The organism is Haloarcula onubensis, assembly GCF_031624605.1.
GTDB classification, from domain to species: domain Archaea; phylum Halobacteriota; class Halobacteria; order Halobacteriales; family Haloarculaceae; genus Haloarcula; species Haloarcula onubensis.
The window spans coordinates 15,494-34,202 of sequence record NZ_JAMQOS010000004.1 but is presented as its reverse complement, the minus strand read 5'-3'; the positions used below and the strand labels follow the sequence as shown (position 1 = coordinate 34,202).

The 18,709-nt window shown below is 65.9% G+C and carries 21 protein-coding genes and 1 tRNA gene; 13 read left to right on the top strand and 9 right to left on the bottom strand.

The annotated features are described in order from the left end of the window. Nucleotides 1–63 precede the first annotated feature (63 nt). On the bottom strand, nucleotides 64–477 hold the full coding sequence (locus NDI86_RS12180) for a DUF7548 family protein (RefSeq protein ID WP_310900711.1): 414 nt from the start codon (nucleotides 475–477) through the stop codon (nucleotides 64–66). Between the two features lie 132 nt (nucleotides 478–609). On the opposite strand from NDI86_RS12180, the gene NDI86_RS12175 reads away from it, so the two are divergent. Next, a complete protein-coding gene (locus tag NDI86_RS12175; protein WP_310900710.1) occupies nucleotides 610–933 on the top strand; it encodes a DUF5798 family protein in 324 nt (107 codons plus the stop codon). On the opposite strand, the gene NDI86_RS12170 is transcribed toward NDI86_RS12175, so the two are convergent. Next, complete coding sequence (locus NDI86_RS12170; protein ID WP_310900709.1) at nucleotides 930–1,553, bottom strand: RAD55 family ATPase; 624 nt, start codon at nucleotides 1,551–1,553, stop codon at nucleotides 930–932. The genes NDI86_RS12175 and NDI86_RS12170 overlap by 4 nt on opposite strands. 202 nt (nucleotides 1,554–1,755) lie before the next feature. On the opposite strand from NDI86_RS12170, the gene NDI86_RS12165 reads away from it, so the two are divergent. The 7 genes from NDI86_RS12165 to NDI86_RS12135 all read left to right on the top strand — a co-directional run bounded on the left by NDI86_RS12165 (nucleotide 1,756) and on the right by NDI86_RS12135 (nucleotide 8,095). Next, nucleotides 1,756–1,830 (top strand) — tRNA-Arg (locus NDI86_RS12165). Between the two features lie 973 nt (nucleotides 1,831–2,803). Then, nucleotides 2,804–3,469: a helix-turn-helix domain-containing protein gene (locus NDI86_RS12160; RefSeq protein ID WP_310900708.1), complete on the top strand. Its 666-nt coding sequence runs from the start codon at nucleotides 2,804–2,806 to the stop codon at nucleotides 3,467–3,469. Between the two features lie 477 nt (nucleotides 3,470–3,946). After that, nucleotides 3,947–4,969 carry an HNH endonuclease gene (locus NDI86_RS12155; protein ID WP_310900707.1) on the top strand — a complete coding sequence of 341 codons (1,023 nt, stop codon included), beginning with the start codon at nucleotides 3,947–3,949 and terminating at the stop codon, nucleotides 4,967–4,969. Next, nucleotides 4,962–5,609, top strand: coding sequence for a J domain-containing protein (locus tag NDI86_RS12150; RefSeq protein ID WP_310900706.1), 648 nt, complete (start codon nucleotides 4,962–4,964; stop codon nucleotides 5,607–5,609). Before NDI86_RS12155 ends, NDI86_RS12150 begins: the two co-directional genes overlap by 8 nt. Nucleotides 5,610–5,732: 123 nt before the next feature. Next, complete coding sequence (locus NDI86_RS12145; RefSeq protein WP_310900705.1) at nucleotides 5,733–6,455, top strand: profilin-fold protein; 723 nt, start codon at nucleotides 5,733–5,735, stop codon at nucleotides 6,453–6,455. A 53-nt stretch (nucleotides 6,456–6,508) separates the two neighbouring features. Next, a complete protein-coding gene (locus NDI86_RS12140; RefSeq protein ID WP_310900704.1) occupies nucleotides 6,509–7,111 on the top strand; it encodes a class I SAM-dependent methyltransferase in 603 nt (200 codons plus the stop codon). 96 nt (nucleotides 7,112–7,207) lie between these two features. After that, nucleotides 7,208–8,095, top strand: coding sequence for a universal stress protein (locus tag NDI86_RS12135; protein WP_310900703.1), 888 nt, complete (start codon nucleotides 7,208–7,210; stop codon nucleotides 8,093–8,095). 9 nt (nucleotides 8,096–8,104) lie between these two features. Here the strand turns inward: NDI86_RS12135 and NDI86_RS12130 are convergent, their stop codons facing one another. Further along, nucleotides 8,105–8,473, bottom strand: a complete 369-nt coding sequence (locus tag NDI86_RS12130; RefSeq protein ID WP_310900702.1) for a DUF7344 domain-containing protein — start codon at nucleotides 8,471–8,473, stop codon at nucleotides 8,105–8,107. Between the two features lie 329 nt (nucleotides 8,474–8,802). Between NDI86_RS12130 and NDI86_RS12125 the strand changes: the two genes are divergently transcribed. Then, nucleotides 8,803–9,855, top strand: coding sequence for a DHH family phosphoesterase (locus NDI86_RS12125; RefSeq protein ID WP_310900701.1), 1,053 nt, complete (start codon nucleotides 8,803–8,805; stop codon nucleotides 9,853–9,855). 1 nt (nucleotide 9,856) lies between these two features. Here the strand turns inward: NDI86_RS12125 and NDI86_RS12120 are convergent, their stop codons facing one another. After that, on the bottom strand, nucleotides 9,857–11,779 hold the full coding sequence (locus NDI86_RS12120) for a beta-CASP ribonuclease aCPSF1 (RefSeq protein WP_310900700.1): 1,923 nt from the start codon (nucleotides 11,777–11,779) through the stop codon (nucleotides 9,857–9,859). Nucleotides 11,780–11,970: 191 nt separating this feature from the next. On the opposite strand from NDI86_RS12120, the gene NDI86_RS12115 reads away from it, so the two are divergent. Beyond that, a complete protein-coding gene (locus tag NDI86_RS12115; RefSeq protein WP_310900699.1) occupies nucleotides 11,971–12,141 on the top strand; it encodes a DUF5786 family protein in 171 nt (56 codons plus the stop codon). Nucleotides 12,142–12,172: 31 nt separating this feature from the next. On the opposite strand, the gene NDI86_RS12110 is transcribed toward NDI86_RS12115, so the two are convergent. The 4 genes from NDI86_RS12110 to NDI86_RS12095 all read right to left on the bottom strand — a co-directional run bounded on the left by NDI86_RS12110 (nucleotide 12,173) and on the right by NDI86_RS12095 (nucleotide 13,718). After that, complete coding sequence (locus NDI86_RS12110) at nucleotides 12,173–12,511, bottom strand: glutaredoxin family protein (protein WP_310900698.1); 339 nt, start codon at nucleotides 12,509–12,511, stop codon at nucleotides 12,173–12,175. Nucleotides 12,512–12,557: 46 nt separating this feature from the next. Further along, on the bottom strand, nucleotides 12,558–12,791 hold the full coding sequence (locus tag NDI86_RS12105) for a BolA/IbaG family iron-sulfur metabolism protein (protein WP_310900697.1): 234 nt from the start codon (nucleotides 12,789–12,791) through the stop codon (nucleotides 12,558–12,560). A 76-nt stretch (nucleotides 12,792–12,867) separates the two neighbouring features. Continuing rightward, nucleotides 12,868–13,164 carry a HalOD1 output domain-containing protein gene (locus NDI86_RS12100; protein ID WP_310900696.1) on the bottom strand — a complete coding sequence of 99 codons (297 nt, stop codon included), beginning with the start codon at nucleotides 13,162–13,164 and terminating at the stop codon, nucleotides 12,868–12,870. 143 nt (nucleotides 13,165–13,307) lie between these two features. Beyond that, nucleotides 13,308–13,718: a CoA-binding protein gene (locus NDI86_RS12095; protein ID WP_310900695.1), complete on the bottom strand. Its 411-nt coding sequence runs from the start codon at nucleotides 13,716–13,718 to the stop codon at nucleotides 13,308–13,310. A gap of 208 nt (nucleotides 13,719–13,926) precedes the next feature. Here NDI86_RS12095 and NDI86_RS12090 point away from each other — a divergent pair, with 208 nt between their 5' ends. Then, nucleotides 13,927–14,277, top strand: a complete 351-nt coding sequence (locus tag NDI86_RS12090) for a TrmB family transcriptional regulator (RefSeq protein ID WP_310900694.1) — start codon at nucleotides 13,927–13,929, stop codon at nucleotides 14,275–14,277. Nucleotides 14,278–14,472: 195 nt separating this feature from the next. On the opposite strand, the gene NDI86_RS12085 is transcribed toward NDI86_RS12090, so the two are convergent. Beyond that, nucleotides 14,473–15,459 carry a patatin-like phospholipase family protein gene (locus tag NDI86_RS12085; protein ID WP_310900693.1) on the bottom strand — a complete coding sequence of 329 codons (987 nt, stop codon included), beginning with the start codon at nucleotides 15,457–15,459 and terminating at the stop codon, nucleotides 14,473–14,475. 126 nt (nucleotides 15,460–15,585) lie between these two features. On the opposite strand from NDI86_RS12085, the gene NDI86_RS12080 reads away from it, so the two are divergent. Continuing rightward, nucleotides 15,586–15,756 (top strand): DUF7331 family protein, encoded by a 171-nt coding sequence (locus NDI86_RS12080; RefSeq protein WP_310900692.1) that lies wholly within the window; start codon nucleotides 15,586–15,588, stop codon nucleotides 15,754–15,756. Nucleotides 15,757–15,835: 79 nt separating this feature from the next. Then, nucleotides 15,836–18,670: a DEAD/DEAH box helicase gene (locus NDI86_RS12075; RefSeq protein ID WP_310900691.1), complete on the top strand. Its 2,835-nt coding sequence runs from the start codon at nucleotides 15,836–15,838 to the stop codon at nucleotides 18,668–18,670. The last annotated feature ends 39 nt before the right edge of the window (nucleotides 18,671–18,709 follow it).

Below are 18,709 nucleotides of genomic sequence, written 5' to 3'. Positions count from 1 at the left end.
GGGCCTTTCGGAACTGGAAAACCGCACGCCGACGAGGGCGCGACTGGTCGCGTCGTCGCCCGCTCAGAGGAGGTCCAGCCCGACGGCGAACCAGGCGGCGCCCAGCGGAATCGGGACAGCGGCGGCCACGAGTGCCCACCGGTGTTGCTCGATGAGCGTCGATTCGGTCAGCCCCAGTACCAGGCTGGTCGGCACCGTCGTCGCCCACAGCAGGGAGAGGCCGACGATGAAGACCCCCAACACCAGTCCGGCGCCGGCGGCGAGGCTGGGGTCGGTGCGGCCCTCCCGACCCGCCGCCAGGACGATGATGGCGAGGAGGGCGAAGACGGCCGCGATGGCCGGTGAGAGCGCGCCGGCGCCGTAGTACGCGCCGACGGCGCTGGTCGTCTCCACGACGAGATACGGCGCGACCAGGACGACCAGATAGGCGACACACCCGACGATTCCGACCGTCGGGCCGGTCCGGAGCCCGTTCATACCCGCGCTGGGACCGCGGGCGCCTTAACGGCGACGTTCCGCTGGCGTCTTCCCGACGGAGGCCGGTGTCCTCGCGGCGACGCCGTCGGCCGCGAGCGAAACCGGCAAATCCCCCCTGGACATACGGCTGGTATGGGCCTCGGTTCCACGACGAAGAAGCTCCAGAAGGTCGTCGACATGGCCGACGACCTCTACACGAAGCTGAACGAGCAGAAAGAACAGCTCCAGGAACTCCACGCCACGGTCGAGGAGACGAGCGACCGCGTGGACGCCATCGACCGGGAACAGACCGAACAGCGGGCGCTAATCGAAGCCCTCGCCGAGGAGCAGGGCCTCGACACGGACGCGATTCTGACCGAGGCGGTCATCGAGGACGCCGAGGCGGCGCCGGGTGACCCCACGGCCGAGGACGGCACCGCGTCCGAGCCCCAGTCCGCGTCCGAAACGACCGACTAGAGCGTCGCCGTCTGGGTCTCGTCGTCCAGGGTGAGCGTCGCCGACCCGGCGGCGTCGACTTCGATAGTGGCGTCGAACAACTGGTCGAGCGTCGACAGCGTCTCGGCGTCGTGAGCGGTGGACTCGATGGTGTACAGCCCGAGCCCGTCGACGGTCTCGACGCGCGAGGTGAACACGTGGAGGAATCGGAACACCGTCTGGAGATTCGAGTACAGCAATAGCGTCGTCAGCGAATCGAGCACGACGCGGTTGTACTCGCGCTGTTGCTCCGTGTAGAACGACTGGATGAACTCGGAGAACTTGACGCCGATGTCGCTCATATCGCGCGGCGACGGCGCGTACTTCGTCGCGTCGGCGTCGGTGGACCGGCCGATGTGCCTGGAGACGGCGTCGACGACAGCGAGGTCCGTCTTCCCATCGACCAGTGTCGAGAACGCTTCGCGCACGCGGACCACGCTGTCGCGAGTCGAAACGATAATCGTCCCTTCGTCTCGCCTGGCACCGACGGCGAGTGTCTCCATGGCGATGGAGCGTTTGCCCACCAGAGGCGGGCCCGAGAGCAGGATATTCGTCCCCGACGGAACCATCGAACCGCGGAACGGGGGGCCTAGTTCGTACATTGACTGGGAAGCGGTAGAGCCGAAAGTACCTCCACGTGACTCTGACACGCATATAGATTTTTCGGCTCGCTCGGGATGGAATTTACCGTGCGCGACAGGCGGCCCGAACTCCGATGGGAATCCGTCGGCGGGTGGGGCACTCACGCATCGCCGTCACGAATCGGTTGGTTTAAACCGATACACTGGAGTATGTCTTACTACAGGGCGCTTAGCTCAGCCTGGACAGAGTGCTTGGCTTCGGACCAAACCGTCGGGGGTTCAAATCCCTCAGCGCCCGTGCAACAAACCGATGAGCGTATCGAATCGGTGACGTGATCCGGCACTGCGAATTCGCTCGCTTTCCGTTCGCCCGTCGGACCGTTCCGAACTGGGATAGTGCCAGCTGGTGGCTCGCGTACATCTACACAGGTTCCCTCAGAGAAAACCACTCACAGACGTATCTACGATCACCGGTCGCATCAGCACTAATAGCTTGAGAGGAAGTGCGCGGAATCAGCCGTTTTGACTGATTTAGGCGGCCTCCGCTAACCCAAGCTACTTTCAGTACCGGCCTGCAGAATCATATTTCGGTTGGAACGGTATCGTGGGAACCGCGAGCAACTCTCGGAAGGGCCTGGCGCTTGAAACCTGGTAGCTTGAAGACCGAAGTTGTGGCCTTCCGGGAGTACGCCTCACGTCTGGTTCGAGAGGCGGTCACTATTCACCGCCCGTCGCTCTCGGGGTTCTACCGAGCGACGGGCGGACAGAGCCGGGAATCCACGTAATCCTCGACGGCCCGTATAAAGAGGTTATACCATTAAGCTACAGAACAATGCGGTCACGGCCTTTCTATCCATCTGTATGGCAGCAAGAACCCGTGCCGACGAACGAGGTAGAGCTACAGAGTCGAAATTCTACATCCCCGCCGGTCCCACCTCGTCCTCTGTCGCCGGTCGAATCGAGAGCCTCTGGGCGGCGCTGTTCAACCACGGCATCGAAACGTCGAGGTAGCGCCGAACGCGTCCGTCGAAACTGTCGGCGCAAGGAGGACGTGCTCGTTTCTGATCGGACCCGGCTCTAACCGACACACGTGAGGAGTGTGTCTCTCGACAGCGTCGTTCGCTCCAGAGATTACGACCGGCCGTCACGTCCCACCCGACACGGCTACTACCGCGGCGCCGCAAACAACCGTCGCGGGGACGCGATTCACCGACCAGTCGAAAGAGGCTATTACAAGCCGCCACGAATCGAAAGCAACCCTCCCACAGAAAATGACCGATATCAAGGCGGTCGTCCGGCTCGAGCATCCCGACATCGTACTCACAGAGACAGTCTCTCACGACCGAAGTTCGAAGGTCAAGTCGGTGTCAGAGGCAGGGACAGACCCGACGTCGGGGCGGTTCTTCTATCGTATCGAGTCCGTTGATTTCTCGCAGTTCGAAGACGGGTTGCGGGAAGACAACACCGTTGGCGATTTCGAGCGCGTTATCGAGACCAGAGACGGGGAGGCGATATACAGTTTCGAGTACACCGACGAAGCGAAGATTATCTCCCCGATTATTTCGACCGCCAGCGGCGTCATACTCGGGATGGAAAACGAGGGGGAAGCCTGGGTCTTTACGGTATGGATGCCCGACCGGACGAACCTAGTCCACCTCTGGGACTACGCGAAGCAAAACGACGTCGAAATCGAGTTACTGCGCGTGAACGAATACGCCAGTTTGGGCGACACGGACGCCGGGCTGACCGATAGCCAGCGGGAAGCCCTCCTCGTCGCAGTCGAGAGGGGGTACTTCGAAGAACCGCGGAACGCGACGCTCAGCGATGTCGCCGCCGAGCTTGATATCTCCCAACCCGCAGCCAGTGGGCTCCTGCGACGCGGAATCAAACGACTCGTCGTCTCGTCCCTGACGGACGGCAGCGAAACGCCCGAGTGAGCGACGGCTATTCGGCGGGGTGGCACCCTACTGTTGACACGACCTGTATTCCCGTAGCCGACGGAGTGTACCGACCCGAGGTCCGAACACACGGGTCGATGGCGAGTACCCGCCCGCAACAGTGGACCTCTTTGCGCACTTAAGCGGGCAAATGCCTGGCCCCAGTTACCGCTCGGAGTCGGGCCCGACGGACTTCAACACCGCTCTCCGGCACTCTCGCCGCCTCCCGACTGGACATATTGACTGCGAGACGAGCGAGCAGACAGACCATCCCACACTCTTGTGCATACACTGTGGTTATCAAGCGATGAAATCACTCCTGGCGTTTTATATCGAACTCTGAGACATGACCGGATGTGTATGGGGAATAAGGAACAGCAAGAGAGACACCAAATAGAACACGTAAAGCGGCTCCTCGAGCTCGCTGAATCGGATGCGAGGGCGGCGCTTGGACATCTGTCCGAGCTCCCGCCGCTGTTGACAGCACGGGACGCGACCGTCCGGACCCAGGCGACGGGCGTACTCGTCCAGTTGTCGATTCGCTATCCGCTGGAGTTGCGCTCGACGAGTGAGGCACTTCTGGCTCGCCTCGACGACGTGGACCCAAACGTCCGACACAACGTCCTGATGGCCATCGGGAATCTGGCGACGTGGTATCCGCAGGACTTCGCCGACGGGACGGACCTGATGGTCGAGTCCCTCCGCTCGGACCATCGAGACGAGCGGGTGGTCGCGGCCACGACGCTGGCCAAACTCGCCTACTACCGACCGGACCTGGTGACGCCGCGCGAGGAGGCACTGCGTCGCCTCCGTGACGTCCGCCAGCGCGACTCGCTCGACGACACCGAGGAGGTTGCCGTCGAATCGGAGCTACTCGACGGCGCGGTACAGGCTCTCGAGGGCGGGGACATGGCGAGCCGGGCGCTTGAGGACGACCTCGTACCCAGTGGGAAACGAGCGCCGCTGAGCAAACCGGCCCGGGTCGGTATCACGGCGCTCCTGTGGTTCCCACTGGTGATGGTCTCGATGTTCACATGGATGTACCGCGTGTGGAAGCTCGCACGGAAATACCGGCCCCATGGGGCACACAGCGCCGCCGACGGGATATACGTGTTCTTCCATATGTGTCTGGACACGGTCGCGAAGCTGTTTTTCCTGTGGCCGCCGTCGCGGGGGCGACTGTACGCGCGTCGCTCCTTTCTGGTGACGCCAACGCGGCTGGTGCCCTGGTTCGCCGGGACAACACCTACCAAGGCCAAGCGGAGACAGACGCCACCGTATCCCGACGACTGGGCGACGATGGCGACACTGGTGCGACAGCGCGACGGCCACCAGTGTCGGAACTGTGGCGCGCTCGGGGGACCACGAGACGGGGACGCGGAACTCCACGTCGACCACCAGCACCCCCGAAGTCGCGACGGCCCCGACCATCCGTCGAACCTCCGTACGCTGTGTCGTTCGTGTCACGAGGCGCGTCACGGGAGGCCCTTCGATGACTGAGACCTACTACGACCGACTCGGTGTCACGCCGGAGGCCGACCAATCCGAAATCAAGGCGCAGTGGAAACAGGCGGTCAAAGAGAAACACCCCGACCAGAACGACGACCCCGACGCCCAACAGCAGTTCATTCAGCTTAAGGAAGCTTATGACGTCCTTTCCGACCCCGAAGAACGCGAACGGTACGACCGCCTCGGGCACGAGCAGTACGTCGGCGGGCGACAGCACGGCGGAACGGACACCGGTGACGCCTACCAGCGGGACCGGACCACTCGCGACGGTACAGGCGCCGATGACAGTGATCAGGGACGAGCTGGTCAGACCGGTGACGTGGACTGGGGCGCACACACTCGCGGTCACGAGGCCGCAGAACACGTCTGGAAAGCGGGCTCCGGGCCGACGGCGGACACGGCGCCGCCGACCGGCACCGCCCACGCGGGCGTCGCTGAGCGAACCGTCGCGTACGGTGGGCTGGTGCTGATACCCGGTTTCCTTTCGGTGCCGATACTCCAGATGTGGGCCAACGGGGCAGCGGTCGGAGCGCTTTACACCGCCGGCCTCCTTCTCTTGACAGCCATACTCATCGCCGGTGCGGAGACAGTGCTGGACACGGAGCGCCGAATCTGGAACCCCTTCGGATGACCCGGCCAGAGTCCCTCTGGGGCAGTTCTGAGCCGACGGGGTAGGTGACGTGGAGTTCAAGGGGAGGCAGCCTGCGCGAGCCCCCTTCCACACCGTTATATCCAGCGAGCGACTGGAACTGGTGTGACAGAGTGGCCACCGGCGGAGCCCGCCGACGCGACGGCGGTCGCACAGCACCGAGACGAACTGGCCGCGGCGGTCCGGGACCACGCGGGCCGCATCGCCTACCAGCTGGCCCGACTCCAGGGGGGCGACTACGGCTCGGCGACCATCGAGACGGACCGGGCCGAGTGGACCGTGAAGTACGAGGGCGGCGACCTGGAGTACCTCCGCTACGACCCGGGACGGGGCGACGAGGTGTACGTCGTCTCGACGAAGCAACCGCCCGAGCCGGAGGCGTTGGCCGACGCGCTCGGGGACTACGACGCCTTCGTCGCCGGGTTCAACGACTTCGTCGCGAGCCGCGAGGGGGTGCTTGACGACGTGGAGACCGACTTCCCCGAGGTGGCGACCACCGACGGCGTCGTCGCCGAGCGCGACCGGGTCCTGGACCGGGTTCGGGCGGTCTGTGACGAGATTGCGGCACAGCTCCAGCGCTACGAGGGCGGGGACTACGGCACCTTCACCGAGCGCGTCGACGGGACCCGCTGGGAGCTCAAGTGGGACCGCGACGGCGCGTCGTATCTCCGGGTCGGGGGCACCGGCGGGCTGTACCTGCTCTCGCAGTACGAGGCCCCGGCCGCGGCCGACATCCGCGAGTACGCGCCGCTCTTTCGCGGGTTCGTCGCGGCGTACAACGACCGCGTCGCCGGCCTGGAGTCGGACCTGGCGACGGTCGAACTGTAGGCCGACCGGCGACGTGTCGATACGACTATCCGTCGTGAGGCCCGGGACCGAACGTGGATTCGAACGACGTCCGGGCGGCCTGGGCCGACCGGTCCGGCGAGTACTCGCCGACCTACTACGCCCACTACGGCCCGGACGAGACGAGCGAACTGGTGCGAGCGACGATTGAACGGTACGCGGGACGCGACGCGCGCGTGCTCGAAGTGGGGTGTGGCGTCGGCCGGCACCTCGCGGCGCTGGCCGAGGGCGGGTTCTCGGCGCTTTCGGGGGTCGACGTGAACGCCGACGCGCTCGCCGTCCTGCGCGAGACGTATCCGGGACTCGCGTCCGTCGGTGAGTTCCACGCGGCGAGCATCGAGGAGTACGTCGAGGGCGTCGAGACGGACGCCGTCGACGCCGTCTTCTCCGTCGAGACGCTCCAGCACATCCACCCGGACGCCGAGTGGGTGTTCGCGGAGCTCGCGCGAATCACCGGCGACCTGCTGGTCACCGTGGAAAACGAGAGCGGCGAAGCCGGGACGGTCAATCACGTCGACGACCAGTTGCCCCTGTACTACCGGGACTGGCGGCGGGTGTTCACCGACCTGGGCTTCGAGGAAGTCGAGTCGGTCGAGCGCAAACGGGACACGATGCGGGTCTTCCGGGCCGGGGACTGAACGGGCGCCAACCGAGGACCGTCCGTCGCTCCCGACCGGCGACGGGGACGCCGGGCACACATCTATCAGCCCAGCGACCGAAGCTAGAGAGCACCGATGTACGAACACATTCTCGTTCCGACGGACGGGAGCGACCACGCCCGGCGCGCGGCCGAGCACGCGACGCTGCTCGCCGAGGGGTTCGACGCGACGGTCCACCTGCTCGCGGTCGTGGACATCGAAGCGGCGGCGGGGCCGTTCTCGGCGGGCGGTGTCGACGACGAGTACGTCGACCAGCGGACGGCCGCCCAGCGGACGGCGCTCTCCGACCTGGCCGACTCGCTCGACTACTCCGGCGCGGTGGAGACGACCGTCGTGACGGGCACCCCGGCCGAGGGGATACTCGACTACGCGCGCAACGGGGGCGCCGACCTCGTCGTCATGGGGACCCACGGCCGTAGCGGGTTGCGTCGGTACCTCACCGGCAGCGTGGCCGAGCGGGTGGTGCGGCTGTCGCCGGTGCCCGTCCTGACGGTGCGAGCGACCGAGGCCAGCGCGGTCGGCGAGGGGTACGACGATATCCTGCTGCCGACCGACGGGAGCGAGCGCGCGGCGGCCGCCGTGGCACCAGCGCTCGCGGTCGCAGACGCCTTCGGGAGTACCGTCCACGTCGTCAGCGTCGTCAACGTCGGCGACATCGCCACGGGCGCCGAGACGAGCGTGCCGGCGGAACTGCTCGACGAACTCGAGGACGCGGCGGCCGACGCCACGGCGGCCGTCGCGAGCGAGACCCAGGCGGCCGGTGTCGACGCCGTGACCGACGTCTGGACCGGCCGACCGAAGCACGACTTGCTGGAGTACGTCGACGACCACGACATCGAGATGGTGGTTATGGGGACCCACGGCCGGACGGGCCTGGAACGGGTCCTGCTGGGCAGCACCGCGGAAGCGCTCGTCAGACGTGCCGAGGTGCCGGTGATGACCGTCGGCGAAGAACGCGACTGAGTGGGCCGCTCAGAACGACCCTTCGGCCCCGAGCAACTCGTCGATATCGCGGCGGAGCCGGGTCTCCAGTGACGGTCTGAGCCGGTCGGCGGCGGGCCCGAGTTCGACCATGTCTTCGTCCTGTTCGTACTCGACGACATCGGCGTCGGTGAGCGTCGGGAGGTGGTCGTGGTACAGCGACATGTACGTCTCGAGGCGCTCTCGCAGGCACACGCTCGGGCTGTCGGGCCGTTCCCAGACGGTCACCTGGTGGGCGATGTCCGGGAGTCGAAGCGGGTTGGCGTACATGTGAAGACAGTAGAGCAGATACCGGCGCCGTCGGTCAGAGAGCAGCACCTCGGCGTCGGGCGCGTCCGACCGGCCGGCGAATCCCACCATCGTCAGTTCCCCCTGTCGACAGTCACAGTCGGCCCGGTCCTGGCGAATCTCCCGCGGTGCTGTGTCTCTGTCACAGTGCGACGAGCGTGGGCCCAGACGTGTTTTGTTATACCGCTCGAATCGGACAGGCCCGGCCGGTAACGCGGCCGTTGACGGCGGTAGGGACGCCTTATGCGGCCCAGTAGTGTCAGGGCGGTGCCGCTCGAACCCGCCCCTGCGCCAGCACGGAGAACGGGTTTATAGTGTCGCGAATCTAATGTATCTCCCTGGCCGGATGTCCCGCGGCCGCGACATCTTCGGGCGGGCTGTCGGCGACCCACTAGATAAGAATGAGCCCCAACACGGAACTCTCGGTGAGCGGACCACAGCGGCTGTGGGAACTGCTCGGCGACAGCGAGACGCTAACAATCGTCTGTCACAACAACCCCGACCCCGACTGTCTGGCAAGCGCGGTCGCACTGGGGACTATCGCCGCCGCCGCGGGCATCGACGAACGCCACATCCTCTACAGCGGGGAGATATCCCACCAGCAGAACCGGGCGCTGGTGAACTTACTGGACATCGAACTGGAACCGTTCAACGTCGAGATGGTCCGGGACCGGCCGCCGGAGACGCTCCTGGCCTTCGTCGACCACTCGGTCCCCGGCGAGAACAACCGGGTCCCGCCGGAGACCGAGGTCGACATCGTCATCGACCACCACCCGGCCGACACCATTCCGGCCCGGTTCGTCGACAACCGCGAGTCCGTCGGGGCGACGGCGACTATCCTGACCGAGTACATCCAGGCGCTCCCGATGGAGCCGACACCCCGCATCGCCACCGCCCTCCTCTTTGCCATCCGGCGGGAGACGCTCGACTTCCTCCGCGGTGTCACCCACCGGGAGTACGAGGCCGCCGCCTACCTCGACGAGTTCAGCGAGTCCGACGTGGTCCGCCAGCTATCGAACCCCGACGTCAGCAGCGCGACCGTCGACACCATCGCCCACGCCATCGAGAACCGGCGGGTCACGGGGTCGGTGCTCATCACGCAGGTGGGCCGGACCAGCGAGCGCGACGCGCTCCCCCAGGCCGCCGACTACCTGATGACCCTCGAGGGCGTCGAGACGGCCATCGTCTTCGGCCTCGTCGAGAACACCATCCAGATAAGCGGCCGCTCGACCGACCCGCGAATCCACATCGGGAAGGTGCTACACAGCGCCTTCGAGGACGTCGGCAGCGCGGGTGGCCACCGCGAGATGGCGGGCGGCACTATCGAACTGGGTATCTTCTCGGGGTACACCACCGACGACGAACAGCTCATCGGCATCGTCGACCAGGTCATCACGGCCAGGCTCCTGAACGCGCTCAACATCGACGAGCCCTTCGACGGGGACGGCGAGTAGCTCAGACGAAGCGGAACGTCTCTAAGTTCTTCGGGTTGAACGTCCGCATGTTGAACTTCTGGTACAGCGCCGAAGAGAGCTGGTTGGTCGAACTCTCGTCGCCGTGGACACAGAGCACTTTCTCGGGACGTGGGTGCATCGTCTCGACGAACGTCTCCAGGCCCTGTCGGTCGGCGTGGCCCGAGAAGCCGTCGACCGTCTCGATGTCCATCTTCAGGCTCACGCGCTCGGCGCGCGGGCCGCTCTTGTCCGACATCGTTATCTCGTCCTGGCCGCGCTGAATCTGGCGACCCAGCGTCCCCTCGGCCTGGTAGCCGACGAACACCATCGTGTTGTCCGGGTCCCCGCCCAGCAGGCGGAGCCACGACATGACCGGGCCGCCGGTGACCATCCCCGAGGTGGTGAGGATGATGGCCGGTTCGTCGTCGACGATGTCCTGGCGCATCTCGTCGCCCCCGTCGACCTGCTGGAACTGCTCGGCGAGGAAGGGGTTGTCGTCGTCGTACAGTATCCGCTTTCGCAGGCTCTCGCGCAGGTACTCCGGATAGGCCGTGTGGATGGCCGTCGCCTCGCGAATCATCCCGTCCAGATACACCGGCATCGTCGGGATGTCCCCGGAGGACATCGCTTCCTCCAGGACGAGCATCAGTTCCTGTGAGCGACCGACGGCGAACGCCGGGATGAGAATCTTCCCCTCCTTCTCGTGGGCCTCGTTGATGACGCGTTTGAGGACGCGCTCGGAGTCTGCCTGATCGGTCTGGTAGTCGTTCTTGCCGCCGTATGTCGACTCCAGGATGAGCGACTCCACCCGCGGGAAGTCGTTGACCGCGCCGTCTAGCAGGCGCGTGTCCTTGTAGTGGATGTCCCCCGAGAAGGCGACGTTGTAGCGACCCTCGCCGATGTGGAAGTGACACACCGCCGAGCCGAGGATGTGACCGGCGTTGTGCATAGTGAGTTTCACGTCGGGCGCGATGTCGGTGACGTTACCGAACTCCAGCGGAATCGTGTGTTTCAGGGCGTCCCGGACCTGCTGACTCTCGTAGGGCGGGGCCCGACCCTCTTTCGCCGCGACGTCCAGATAGTCAAGCTGGAGCAGGCCCATCAGGTCACGCGTCGGCGCGGTAGTGTAGATGGGGCCGTCGTAGCCGTACTTGAACAGGATGGGGATGAGCGCCGAGTGGTCCAGGTGGGCGTGTGTCAGGACGACGGCGTCGATGGAGTTCGGGCCGGCGGCCAGCGCCTCGGGCACCTGGAGATATGGCACCTCGCCCTCGGCGCCGGGCTTGTCGCCACAGTCGATGAGGATGCGCGACTCGGGCGTCGAGAGGATGAAGGAGGCCCGGCCGACTTCGCGACAGCAGCCAAGCGTCGTCAGACGGACCCAGTCGTCGTCGGCCGTCTTGGGCCGGTTTATCTGGCGGCCGACCCGCTCCAGTATCTCGCGGCGTTCGGTGCGCTCCTGTTTCAGGAAGTTCCGGACGTTCGAGACGGTGTTGGACTCCATCGGCGGCGTCCGGACGACCTCGGGCGTCCAGCCGACGCTGGCGGATATCTGGTCCAGCGTCTCGCCGTGGCGGCCGATGACCCGGCCGGGCTTTTCGGCTTCGATGAACACCTCGCCGGTGTCCCCGTCGAAATCGAGGTTCTGGACGCCGGCGTCCTCGGGAATCGTGTCCTCGATGGTGGCCTCCGCCTTCGCCTGTGGGACCAGCGCGTCCTGCGTCGGGCGGACGTTGATGCGCTTTCGCAGCGTCTGTGCCAGGTTCCGAACGATGCCGTCCCGCGTCGCGACCTCCTTGGCCTCGGGCGTGTAGATGACCAGTTCCGGGCCCTCGAAGGAGACAGATGCGATTGTGATGTCGTCGGGCGTCTCGGTCTCGACCTGTGCTTTGATCTTCTCTAAGGTCTCGTCTGCAGTACTCATGAATGTGGGAAAGCGACGATTGGAGATTCGGCCGTCCGAAGACGAACGGCTATCGAATGTCGTTGTTGTACCGAAAGACAACCACAGATAAGAAACTTCCCCTCCGGGGGAGCCGGGCTGTCACGCGATACCACGGGCCGAGAGGCGTCCCTACCGACCGATTTTTGTGGCTGACGCCACCATCATCACACATGGGTTTTGGTAGCTACGACGAGTCCGAGCAGAAGGACCAGGACGTAGATACAGACGACAGCGACGGCGTCGCTGTCCACGAGAACGACCACGACGGCGACGTCTCGTTCGAAGTCGAGGGGTCGACGAGCGACCTCGTCGACAAGCTCGGCGAGATGAAAGACGACTGAATCGGCGCTTACGACGTGGTACCGGGGGCGACTACGCGTTCAGCGTCTCCGCGAGGTCGCCGTTGTCGTCGAGCTGTTCTAAGATGTCGCTGCCGCCGACGAACTCCCCGTCGACGAACGTCTGCGGGATGGTCTCGCGGCCGCTGTACTCCGAGAGCTTCTCGCGGTAGGCCTCCGTCGCCGTGAGGACGTTCACGGTCGCCACGTCGTCGCGGTACTGGCCGATGAGCCCCAGCGCCTTCCGGGAGTAGCCACACTGGGGCAGCATCTCGGTGCCCTTCATGAACAGCGCGACCTCGTTGTTCTCGATGGTCTCCTCGACGTTCGCGTGGGCCTCCTCCCGCGAGAGCTGCTCTGGTTCGAAACTCATGGTCACCTGTAGCGGGCCGGCAGGGAAATGCGTACCGCCGATAGGGTCACTCCGGCGTGGTGGTCGTCAGCTCGATGGCGTGTATCTCCCGGGTGAGGTGTTCGCCCAGCGCGTCGTGGACGAGTTGGTGCTGGTCGACGAGCGACTTGTCCGCGAACGCCGGCGAGACCACGTCGACAGCGTAGTGGCGGTCGTCGTCGGGGTCACGCGGCGTGGTCACCGTCGCCGTCGCGTCCGGAATCTCGCGCTCGATGATGGCAGCGACTTCGTCTGCGTCCATGTCTCCGGCAACGCCGCCGGCGAGCAAAACAGTTGGGCCCACAGGGTCGAGCATACGGGTCGCCGTCCGCCGCCGGTCAGTTGCCCGTCGGCTCGACGGCCGCCGTCCCGTCGCCGTGCAAGAACACGGAGAGACGACGGTGTGTGAACTCGAGTTTCGACCCGTCGTCCATCGACGGCAGGAGTCTGTCGAGCGCGTCCGGGTCCACCGTCTCCCCCAGCGGGTCGATGGCCGTCGGGTCGCTGTTCGTCGCCACGCTGAGGAGTCGAACGACGGCGACGCTCGGCGGCGTCTCGCTCCAGTCGAACTCCCTCGAAATTCGCTCGCCGGTCCCATCCACTCCCACGTTCACGCCGGAACTGCGATTCTCCATACGAAACTGGGGTGTAGCTGCATCTACATATAGTCCTATGAAAGTAAGCTGATAAATTTAGCAGCGAAACGTGGGATAGAACAGCTTGAAGCGCCGCCAGCTCCCTCCGGGTCCGACGCCGGGGGTAGATACCCGTGCTTGGATCAGCCGACGAGCGACTGGTGGGTCGGTTTCATACAGCGGTCCTGCACGACGCGGCGCCCGGCTTCCTCGGCGCGTGCCACCGCCTCGTCGTCGTGGATACCGAGCTGGAGCCAGATGACGGCGTCGTCGTCCCGCGCGAGCGCCGCGTCGACGATGTCGGCCACCTCCTCGCTCGGGCGGAACACGTCGACGATATCTACCTCGCCGGGGACGTCGGCAAGCGTGTCGTAGCACTCGCGGCCGAATATCTCGTCGGCGAAGGGGTTAATCGGGACGACGTCGTACCCACTGTCGAGTAGATATTTCGGAATCTCGTGGGCGTCCTTCCCGGGCGTGGTAGAGCAGCCGACGACCGCGACGCGGTCCAGCGCGAGTATCTCTCTGAGTTCGTCCTCGTCTGTGACGGGCATACGTGAGGATGGCCTCGCCCGTGCAAAGTCGTTTCGCCTGAGATGATTGAATTTGCCAGCGACACGTTGTGGCGGCGCTCGTGACTATTTACTCGAAAAATCACAACAAACATATACCCGATGCGGGCGGACGAGCTACTGACGCGTACAACAGTTGGGTCACGCACCATCACCGTATCGCGTTGTAAACATCGAGGAATCAGCTGGAATGTGTAACGGAACCGCAGAAAACCCCCGTAACGACGCTATCGACCAACTAGCGGCGCTCGGCTTGAGCGCCTACGCGGCCAGAACGTTCGTGGGGCTTCTGGAACTGGGGACGGGGACGGCCAAATCGGTGAGCGAAACCGTCGACGTCCCACGGACCAGGGTCTACGACGCTGTCGAGGAACTGTCCGACCGCGGGCTCGTGTCGGTCGAGGAGACGACGCCGAAGCGATTTTCCAGTGTCCCCGCCGAGACGGCCTGTGAGCAGTTCGAGCGGGAGTATATGGGTCGGATTGTCGAACTCCAGCGCTCGCTCGACGCCGTCGAGCGGGCCGAGGATTGCGGTGAGTGACGCCGGGTATCCACCGAGCGGTGACCGCCGACTGTCACCGCGGATTCACCCGAGTACACCACCGCCGAAATGTCAAGTGAACTGATGCAGTCGTGGGGCTGCCGGTTCTTTCATCTGGAGATTAGTTGACATGCTCGGGGAGGGCCCGGACAGATAGAGGCGACCGCGCGACGATTCCCGACGACCGCGGGGCGGTCAGTCCTCCCGGGCACTGAGAAACGCCGCGGCCCGCTCGCGACCCAGCGCGCGGAGTCCGTCCAGAAACTCCGGCCGCCGGTCGACCTTCGTCGCGTACCCCAGCGCTCGCCCCAGTTCGATTCGGTGGACGTCGATGTGGGAGAACTGCGCCGAGGGGAGCGTGCCGTCGGCGACCCACTCGTTTACCTTCTCGACGAACCGGACCTCCTGATTCAGCGAGAGATTCCCGGAGAGCTGGTTGCGGCGGTCGGTTATCTGCTCGACGCTCCGTGGTTCGCCTGCGAATGACTGCGGGTTTATCTGGACGATCCAGATTTCGTCTGGCTTGCGGTCCGGCGGTACGTCCATGAGGTCTTTTATCGGCGGGTTCTGTGAGAACAGCCCGTCCCAGTGGAGATGACCGTCTATCTCGACGGCCTCGAAGAGGTTAGGCACCGCGGCCGAGGCCAGCACCGCCTCGACGGTGACGGCCTCGTCGACGAACGTCTCGAAGACGCCGGCGTTGAGGTCGACCGTGCCGACGACGAGTTCCGGCGCCGACCGCTTGCAGTAGCCCGGGATGGCCTCGAAGTCGATGTGGCGCTCCAGAATCTCCCGGATGCGCGCTTTCCCGACCTCGGGCCCGAGCACCTGGTAGGGGCTGATTGCCGGGAGCGGGAACCCGGTGGCACCCAGCCGCGTGAGCCCGGTCACCCACTCGTTTACCAGGCGGTCCGGGCCGTCGGTCGCCGCCAGGTCGTCCCACACCCCGGTGACGATGTCGCGGGCCCGCTCGGGCCCGTCGGTGACCAGCCCGTACCACGCGGCGAGCGCGTTGAACGCGCCACCCGAGGTCCCGCTGATGCCGACGAGTTCGTACCGCTCGTCCCAGTCGTCGAGGAGGCGACAGAGCACGCCGGCGGTAAAGGCGGTGTGGCTCCCGCCGCCCTGGCAGGCGATGGCGACGCGGGTCGGTCGACCGCCGGCGGCGTCGGTAGCTGCCATCCCGTGGCACCACCGCCCGGCGTCGCAAAAGTAATCACGGGCTTCACTGACGGGTCAGGCCGGTAACAGTCCCGTTACCGCACAGCTATACGCGCCGGCGACGAACTATCCGACAACAGGTAATTCATGCCCAGCAGAACGAGCGACACGGACGACGGGGGGACCGTGGCGGACCCGGACGGGTTCGACCGGTACAGCCACGTCAGGACCGATAGCGGCGAGATAATCTACGACACCGAGCGCGACGACGCCTGGATTCAGGCCGACTGCGCGCTCCGCCTGACCGAGTGGCGGTAGGGCCGGCCTGGGACGGGTCGGGCCCGCGCCGGCGTTCGACGCAGTGTGTTTAACCGGTTGTAGCAGTTACGGCGTACCGATGAGCGACGGGGCGACGGAGAGACGGGACGCCTTCACCGAACTGGGCGACGACGTCAGAGCGGCGCTCTCCGAGCGGGGCTTTGCGACGCCGACCGAGCCACAGCGAAAGGCTATCCCCACCCTCGCCAGCGGTCGGGACGCCCTCGTCGTCGCACCGACCGGCACGGGCAAGACCGAGACGGCGATGTTGCCCGTCCTCGATTCGCTGACAGCGGCCGACGACCGCTTTGGCATCGGCGCGCTGTACATCACGCCGCTTCGCGCGCTCAACCGCGACATGCGCGAGCGCCTGGAGTGGTGGGGCGAGACGCTCGGCCTCGACGTCGACGTGCGCCACGGCGACACGACCGACTACCGGCGGAGCAAGCAGGCCAACGACCCGCCCGACGTGCTCGTCACCACGCCGGAGACGCTGCAGGCGATGCTCACCGGGTCGAAGCTGCGGGTCGCCCTGGAAGACGTCGAACACGTCGTCGTCGACGAGGTCCACGAACTCGCCGCGGCCAAACGGGGCGCCCAGCTGACGGTCGGCCTCGAACGCCTGCGCGAGGTGGCCGGCGAGTTCCAGCGCGTCGGCCTCTCGGCGACGGTCGGTGACCCCGACGCCGTCGGCCAGTTCCTCACGGGCGGGCGTCCCTGCTCGATAGTGGAAGTCGACATCGGGAGTCGCCTCGACGTGTCCGTCGTCCGCCCACGAGTCACCGACCGCGACGAACGCCTCTCCAGCGAACTCGTCACCGACGCCGAGACGGCCAGTCACGTCCGCTTCATCGACGACCTGATAACCGACCACGACTCCGTGCTGGTGTTCGTCAACACGCGCCAGACCGCCGAGGCACTGGGCTCCCGGTTCAAGGAACTCGGGACGAATCTCGGGGTCCACCACGGTTCGCTCTCGAAGGAGGCCCGAATCGAGGTCGAAGACGGGTTCAAGGCTGGCGAACTCGACGCCCTGCTCTGTACCTCCTCGATGGAACTGGGTATCGACGTGGGCCGGGTGGACCACGTCGTCCAGTACGGCAGTCCGAGACAGGTCTCGCGACTCGTCCAGCGGGTCGGCCGCGCCGGCCACCGCCGGGACCGGGTCTCCTCGGGCACCGTCGTCACGACCCACGCCGACGACACGCTCGAAGCGCTGGCTATCGCCAGACAGGCCCGCGCCGGCGAGGTCGAACCCGCTGGCATCCACGACGGGAGCCTCGACACCGTCGCCAACCAGATAGCCGGGCTGGTGATGGACACCGGGGAGATACGGGCCATGGCGGCCTACGAGATACTGACCCGCGCCTATCCGTTCCGTGACCTCGACGAGGAGCAGTTCAAGGCCGTCGTGCGCGAACTCGCCCGGAACAACGTCGTCTGGCTGGACGAGGACCGCGACCGACTGGAGAAACGCCGGGGCACGTGGCAGTACTTCTATCAGAATCTCTCGATGATTCCCGACGAGGCGACCTACGACGTGGAGGACGTGGCATCGGGCAAACAGGTCGGGACCTTAGACGAGCGGTTCGTCGTCAACTTCGCCACGCCGGGAGAGGTGTTCGTCCAGCGCGGCGAGATGTGGCGCATCACGACCATCGACGAGGAGGAAGAGACCGTCACCGTCTCGCCCATCGAGGACCCCGCCGGCGAAGTGCCCTCCTGGACGGGGTCGGAGATTCCGGTTCCGAAGGCCGTCGCACAAGAGGTCGGCGAGTTGCGGCGCGTCGCTGGCAGCCAACTACAAGATGGCGCACCCGTCGACTCGGTCGCGAGCCACGTCGCCGCCCGCTACGACGCCGACGCCGACACCGTCGCGGACGGCCTCTCGCAACTGGACGGCCACGAGGCCCCGATTCCCGACGAGACCACCGTCCTCGTCGAGTTCCACGGCCGCGAGGTCGTGGTCAACGCCTGCCAGGGCCACAAGATAAACGAGACGCTCGGCCGCGTGCTGTCGGCCCTACTGGGCCAGCGGGCCGGCTCCTCGGTGGCGATGGAGGTAGACCCCTACCGCGTCGAACTTGAGCTTCCGCGGGCCATCACCGCCGGCGACGTCATCGAAGTCTTAGAAGAGACCGACCCGGACCACCTCGCCGCGCTGGTGGAGTTGAGTCTCAAGAACGCCGACGCGCTGAAGTTCAAGCTCGCGCAGGTCGCCACGAAGTTCGGCTCGCTGAAGCGCTGGCGCGGCCGTGGCTCGACCGACTTCGGCCGCGACCGACTGCTGGCCGCCCTGGAGGACACCCCCATGTACGAGGAGGCGCTGCGGGAGGTCCGCCACGAGGACCTCGCTATCGCCGAGACGGCCGCCCTGCTGGCCGACCTCCAGTCCGGCGCCGTCGCCCTGGAGACGGTCAGCGAGCGCACGCCCGTCGGGAGCGGCGGCCGCTCCGCTGGCCGGGAACTGCTCTCGCCGGAGAACGCCGACGCCTCCGTCATCCAGACGGTGCGCGAGCGCATCCAGAGCGACCGCGTCATCCTCATGTGCCTGCACTGCAAGGAGTGGGACCGACGCCAGCAGGTCGGCCGCGTCCGCGACCAGCCGGAGTGTCCCGAGTGTGGCTCGACCCGCGTGGCCGCGCTGAACCCGTGGGCCGACGAGATGGTCACGGCGGTCCGAACCGACGAGAAGGACGACGAACAGGAGAAGATGACCGAACGGGCCTACCGCTCGGGGTCGCTCGTCCAGACCCACGGCAAGCAGGCCGTTATCGCGCTCGCGGCCCGCGGCGTCGGGCCCCACAACGCCGCCCGCATCATCAATCGCCTGCGCGAGGACGAAGACGAGTTCTACCGGGACATTCTCAGACAGGAGCGCGAATACGCGCGGACCCAGTCGTTCTGGGATTGAGCAGAGCGAAGCTCTGCGACGGTCGACAGACGACCGAAG

Excerpts from the sequence above, each read along its gene's own strand:
- NDI86_RS12135 (WP_310900703.1), top strand. The coding sequence starts at position 7,208 with ATGTACGAACACATTCTCGTTCCGACGGACGGGAGCGACCACGCCCGG.
- NDI86_RS12180 (WP_310900711.1), bottom strand. The coding sequence starts at position 477 with ATGAACGGGCTCCGGACCGGCCCGACGGTCGGAATCGTCGGGTGTGTC.
- NDI86_RS12105 (WP_310900697.1), bottom strand. The coding sequence starts at position 12,791 with ATGGACGCAGACGAAGTCGCTGCCATCATCGAGCGCGAGATTCCGGAC.
- NDI86_RS12095 (WP_310900695.1), bottom strand. The coding sequence starts at position 13,718 with ATGCCCGTCACAGACGAGGACGAACTCAGAGAGATACTCGCGCTGGAC.
- NDI86_RS12100 (WP_310900696.1), bottom strand. The coding sequence starts at position 13,164 with ATGGAGAATCGCAGTTCCGGCGTGAACGTGGGAGTGGATGGGACCGGC.
- NDI86_RS12150 (WP_310900706.1), top strand. The coding sequence starts at position 4,962 with ATGACTGAGACCTACTACGACCGACTCGGTGTCACGCCGGAGGCCGAC.
- NDI86_RS12175 (WP_310900710.1), top strand. The coding sequence starts at position 610 with ATGGGCCTCGGTTCCACGACGAAGAAGCTCCAGAAGGTCGTCGACATG.
- NDI86_RS12090 (WP_310900694.1), top strand. The coding sequence starts at position 13,927 with ATGTGTAACGGAACCGCAGAAAACCCCCGTAACGACGCTATCGACCAA.
- NDI86_RS12125 (WP_310900701.1), top strand. The coding sequence starts at position 8,803 with ATGAGCCCCAACACGGAACTCTCGGTGAGCGGACCACAGCGGCTGTGG.
- NDI86_RS12120 (WP_310900700.1), bottom strand. The coding sequence starts at position 11,779 with ATGAGTACTGCAGACGAGACCTTAGAGAAGATCAAAGCACAGGTCGAG.
- NDI86_RS12130 (WP_310900702.1), bottom strand. The coding sequence starts at position 8,473 with ATGGTGGGATTCGCCGGCCGGTCGGACGCGCCCGACGCCGAGGTGCTG.
- NDI86_RS12115 (WP_310900699.1), top strand. The coding sequence starts at position 11,971 with ATGGGTTTTGGTAGCTACGACGAGTCCGAGCAGAAGGACCAGGACGTA.
- NDI86_RS12080 (WP_310900692.1), top strand. The coding sequence starts at position 15,586 with ATGCCCAGCAGAACGAGCGACACGGACGACGGGGGGACCGTGGCGGAC.
- NDI86_RS12160 (WP_310900708.1), top strand. The coding sequence starts at position 2,804 with ATGACCGATATCAAGGCGGTCGTCCGGCTCGAGCATCCCGACATCGTA.
- NDI86_RS12085 (WP_310900693.1), bottom strand. The coding sequence starts at position 15,459 with ATGGCAGCTACCGACGCCGCCGGCGGTCGACCGACCCGCGTCGCCATC.
- NDI86_RS12075 (WP_310900691.1), top strand. The coding sequence starts at position 15,836 with ATGAGCGACGGGGCGACGGAGAGACGGGACGCCTTCACCGAACTGGGC.
- NDI86_RS12110 (WP_310900698.1), bottom strand. The coding sequence starts at position 12,511 with ATGAGTTTCGAACCAGAGCAGCTCTCGCGGGAGGAGGCCCACGCGAAC.
- NDI86_RS12170 (WP_310900709.1), bottom strand. The coding sequence starts at position 1,553 with ATGTACGAACTAGGCCCCCCGTTCCGCGGTTCGATGGTTCCGTCGGGG.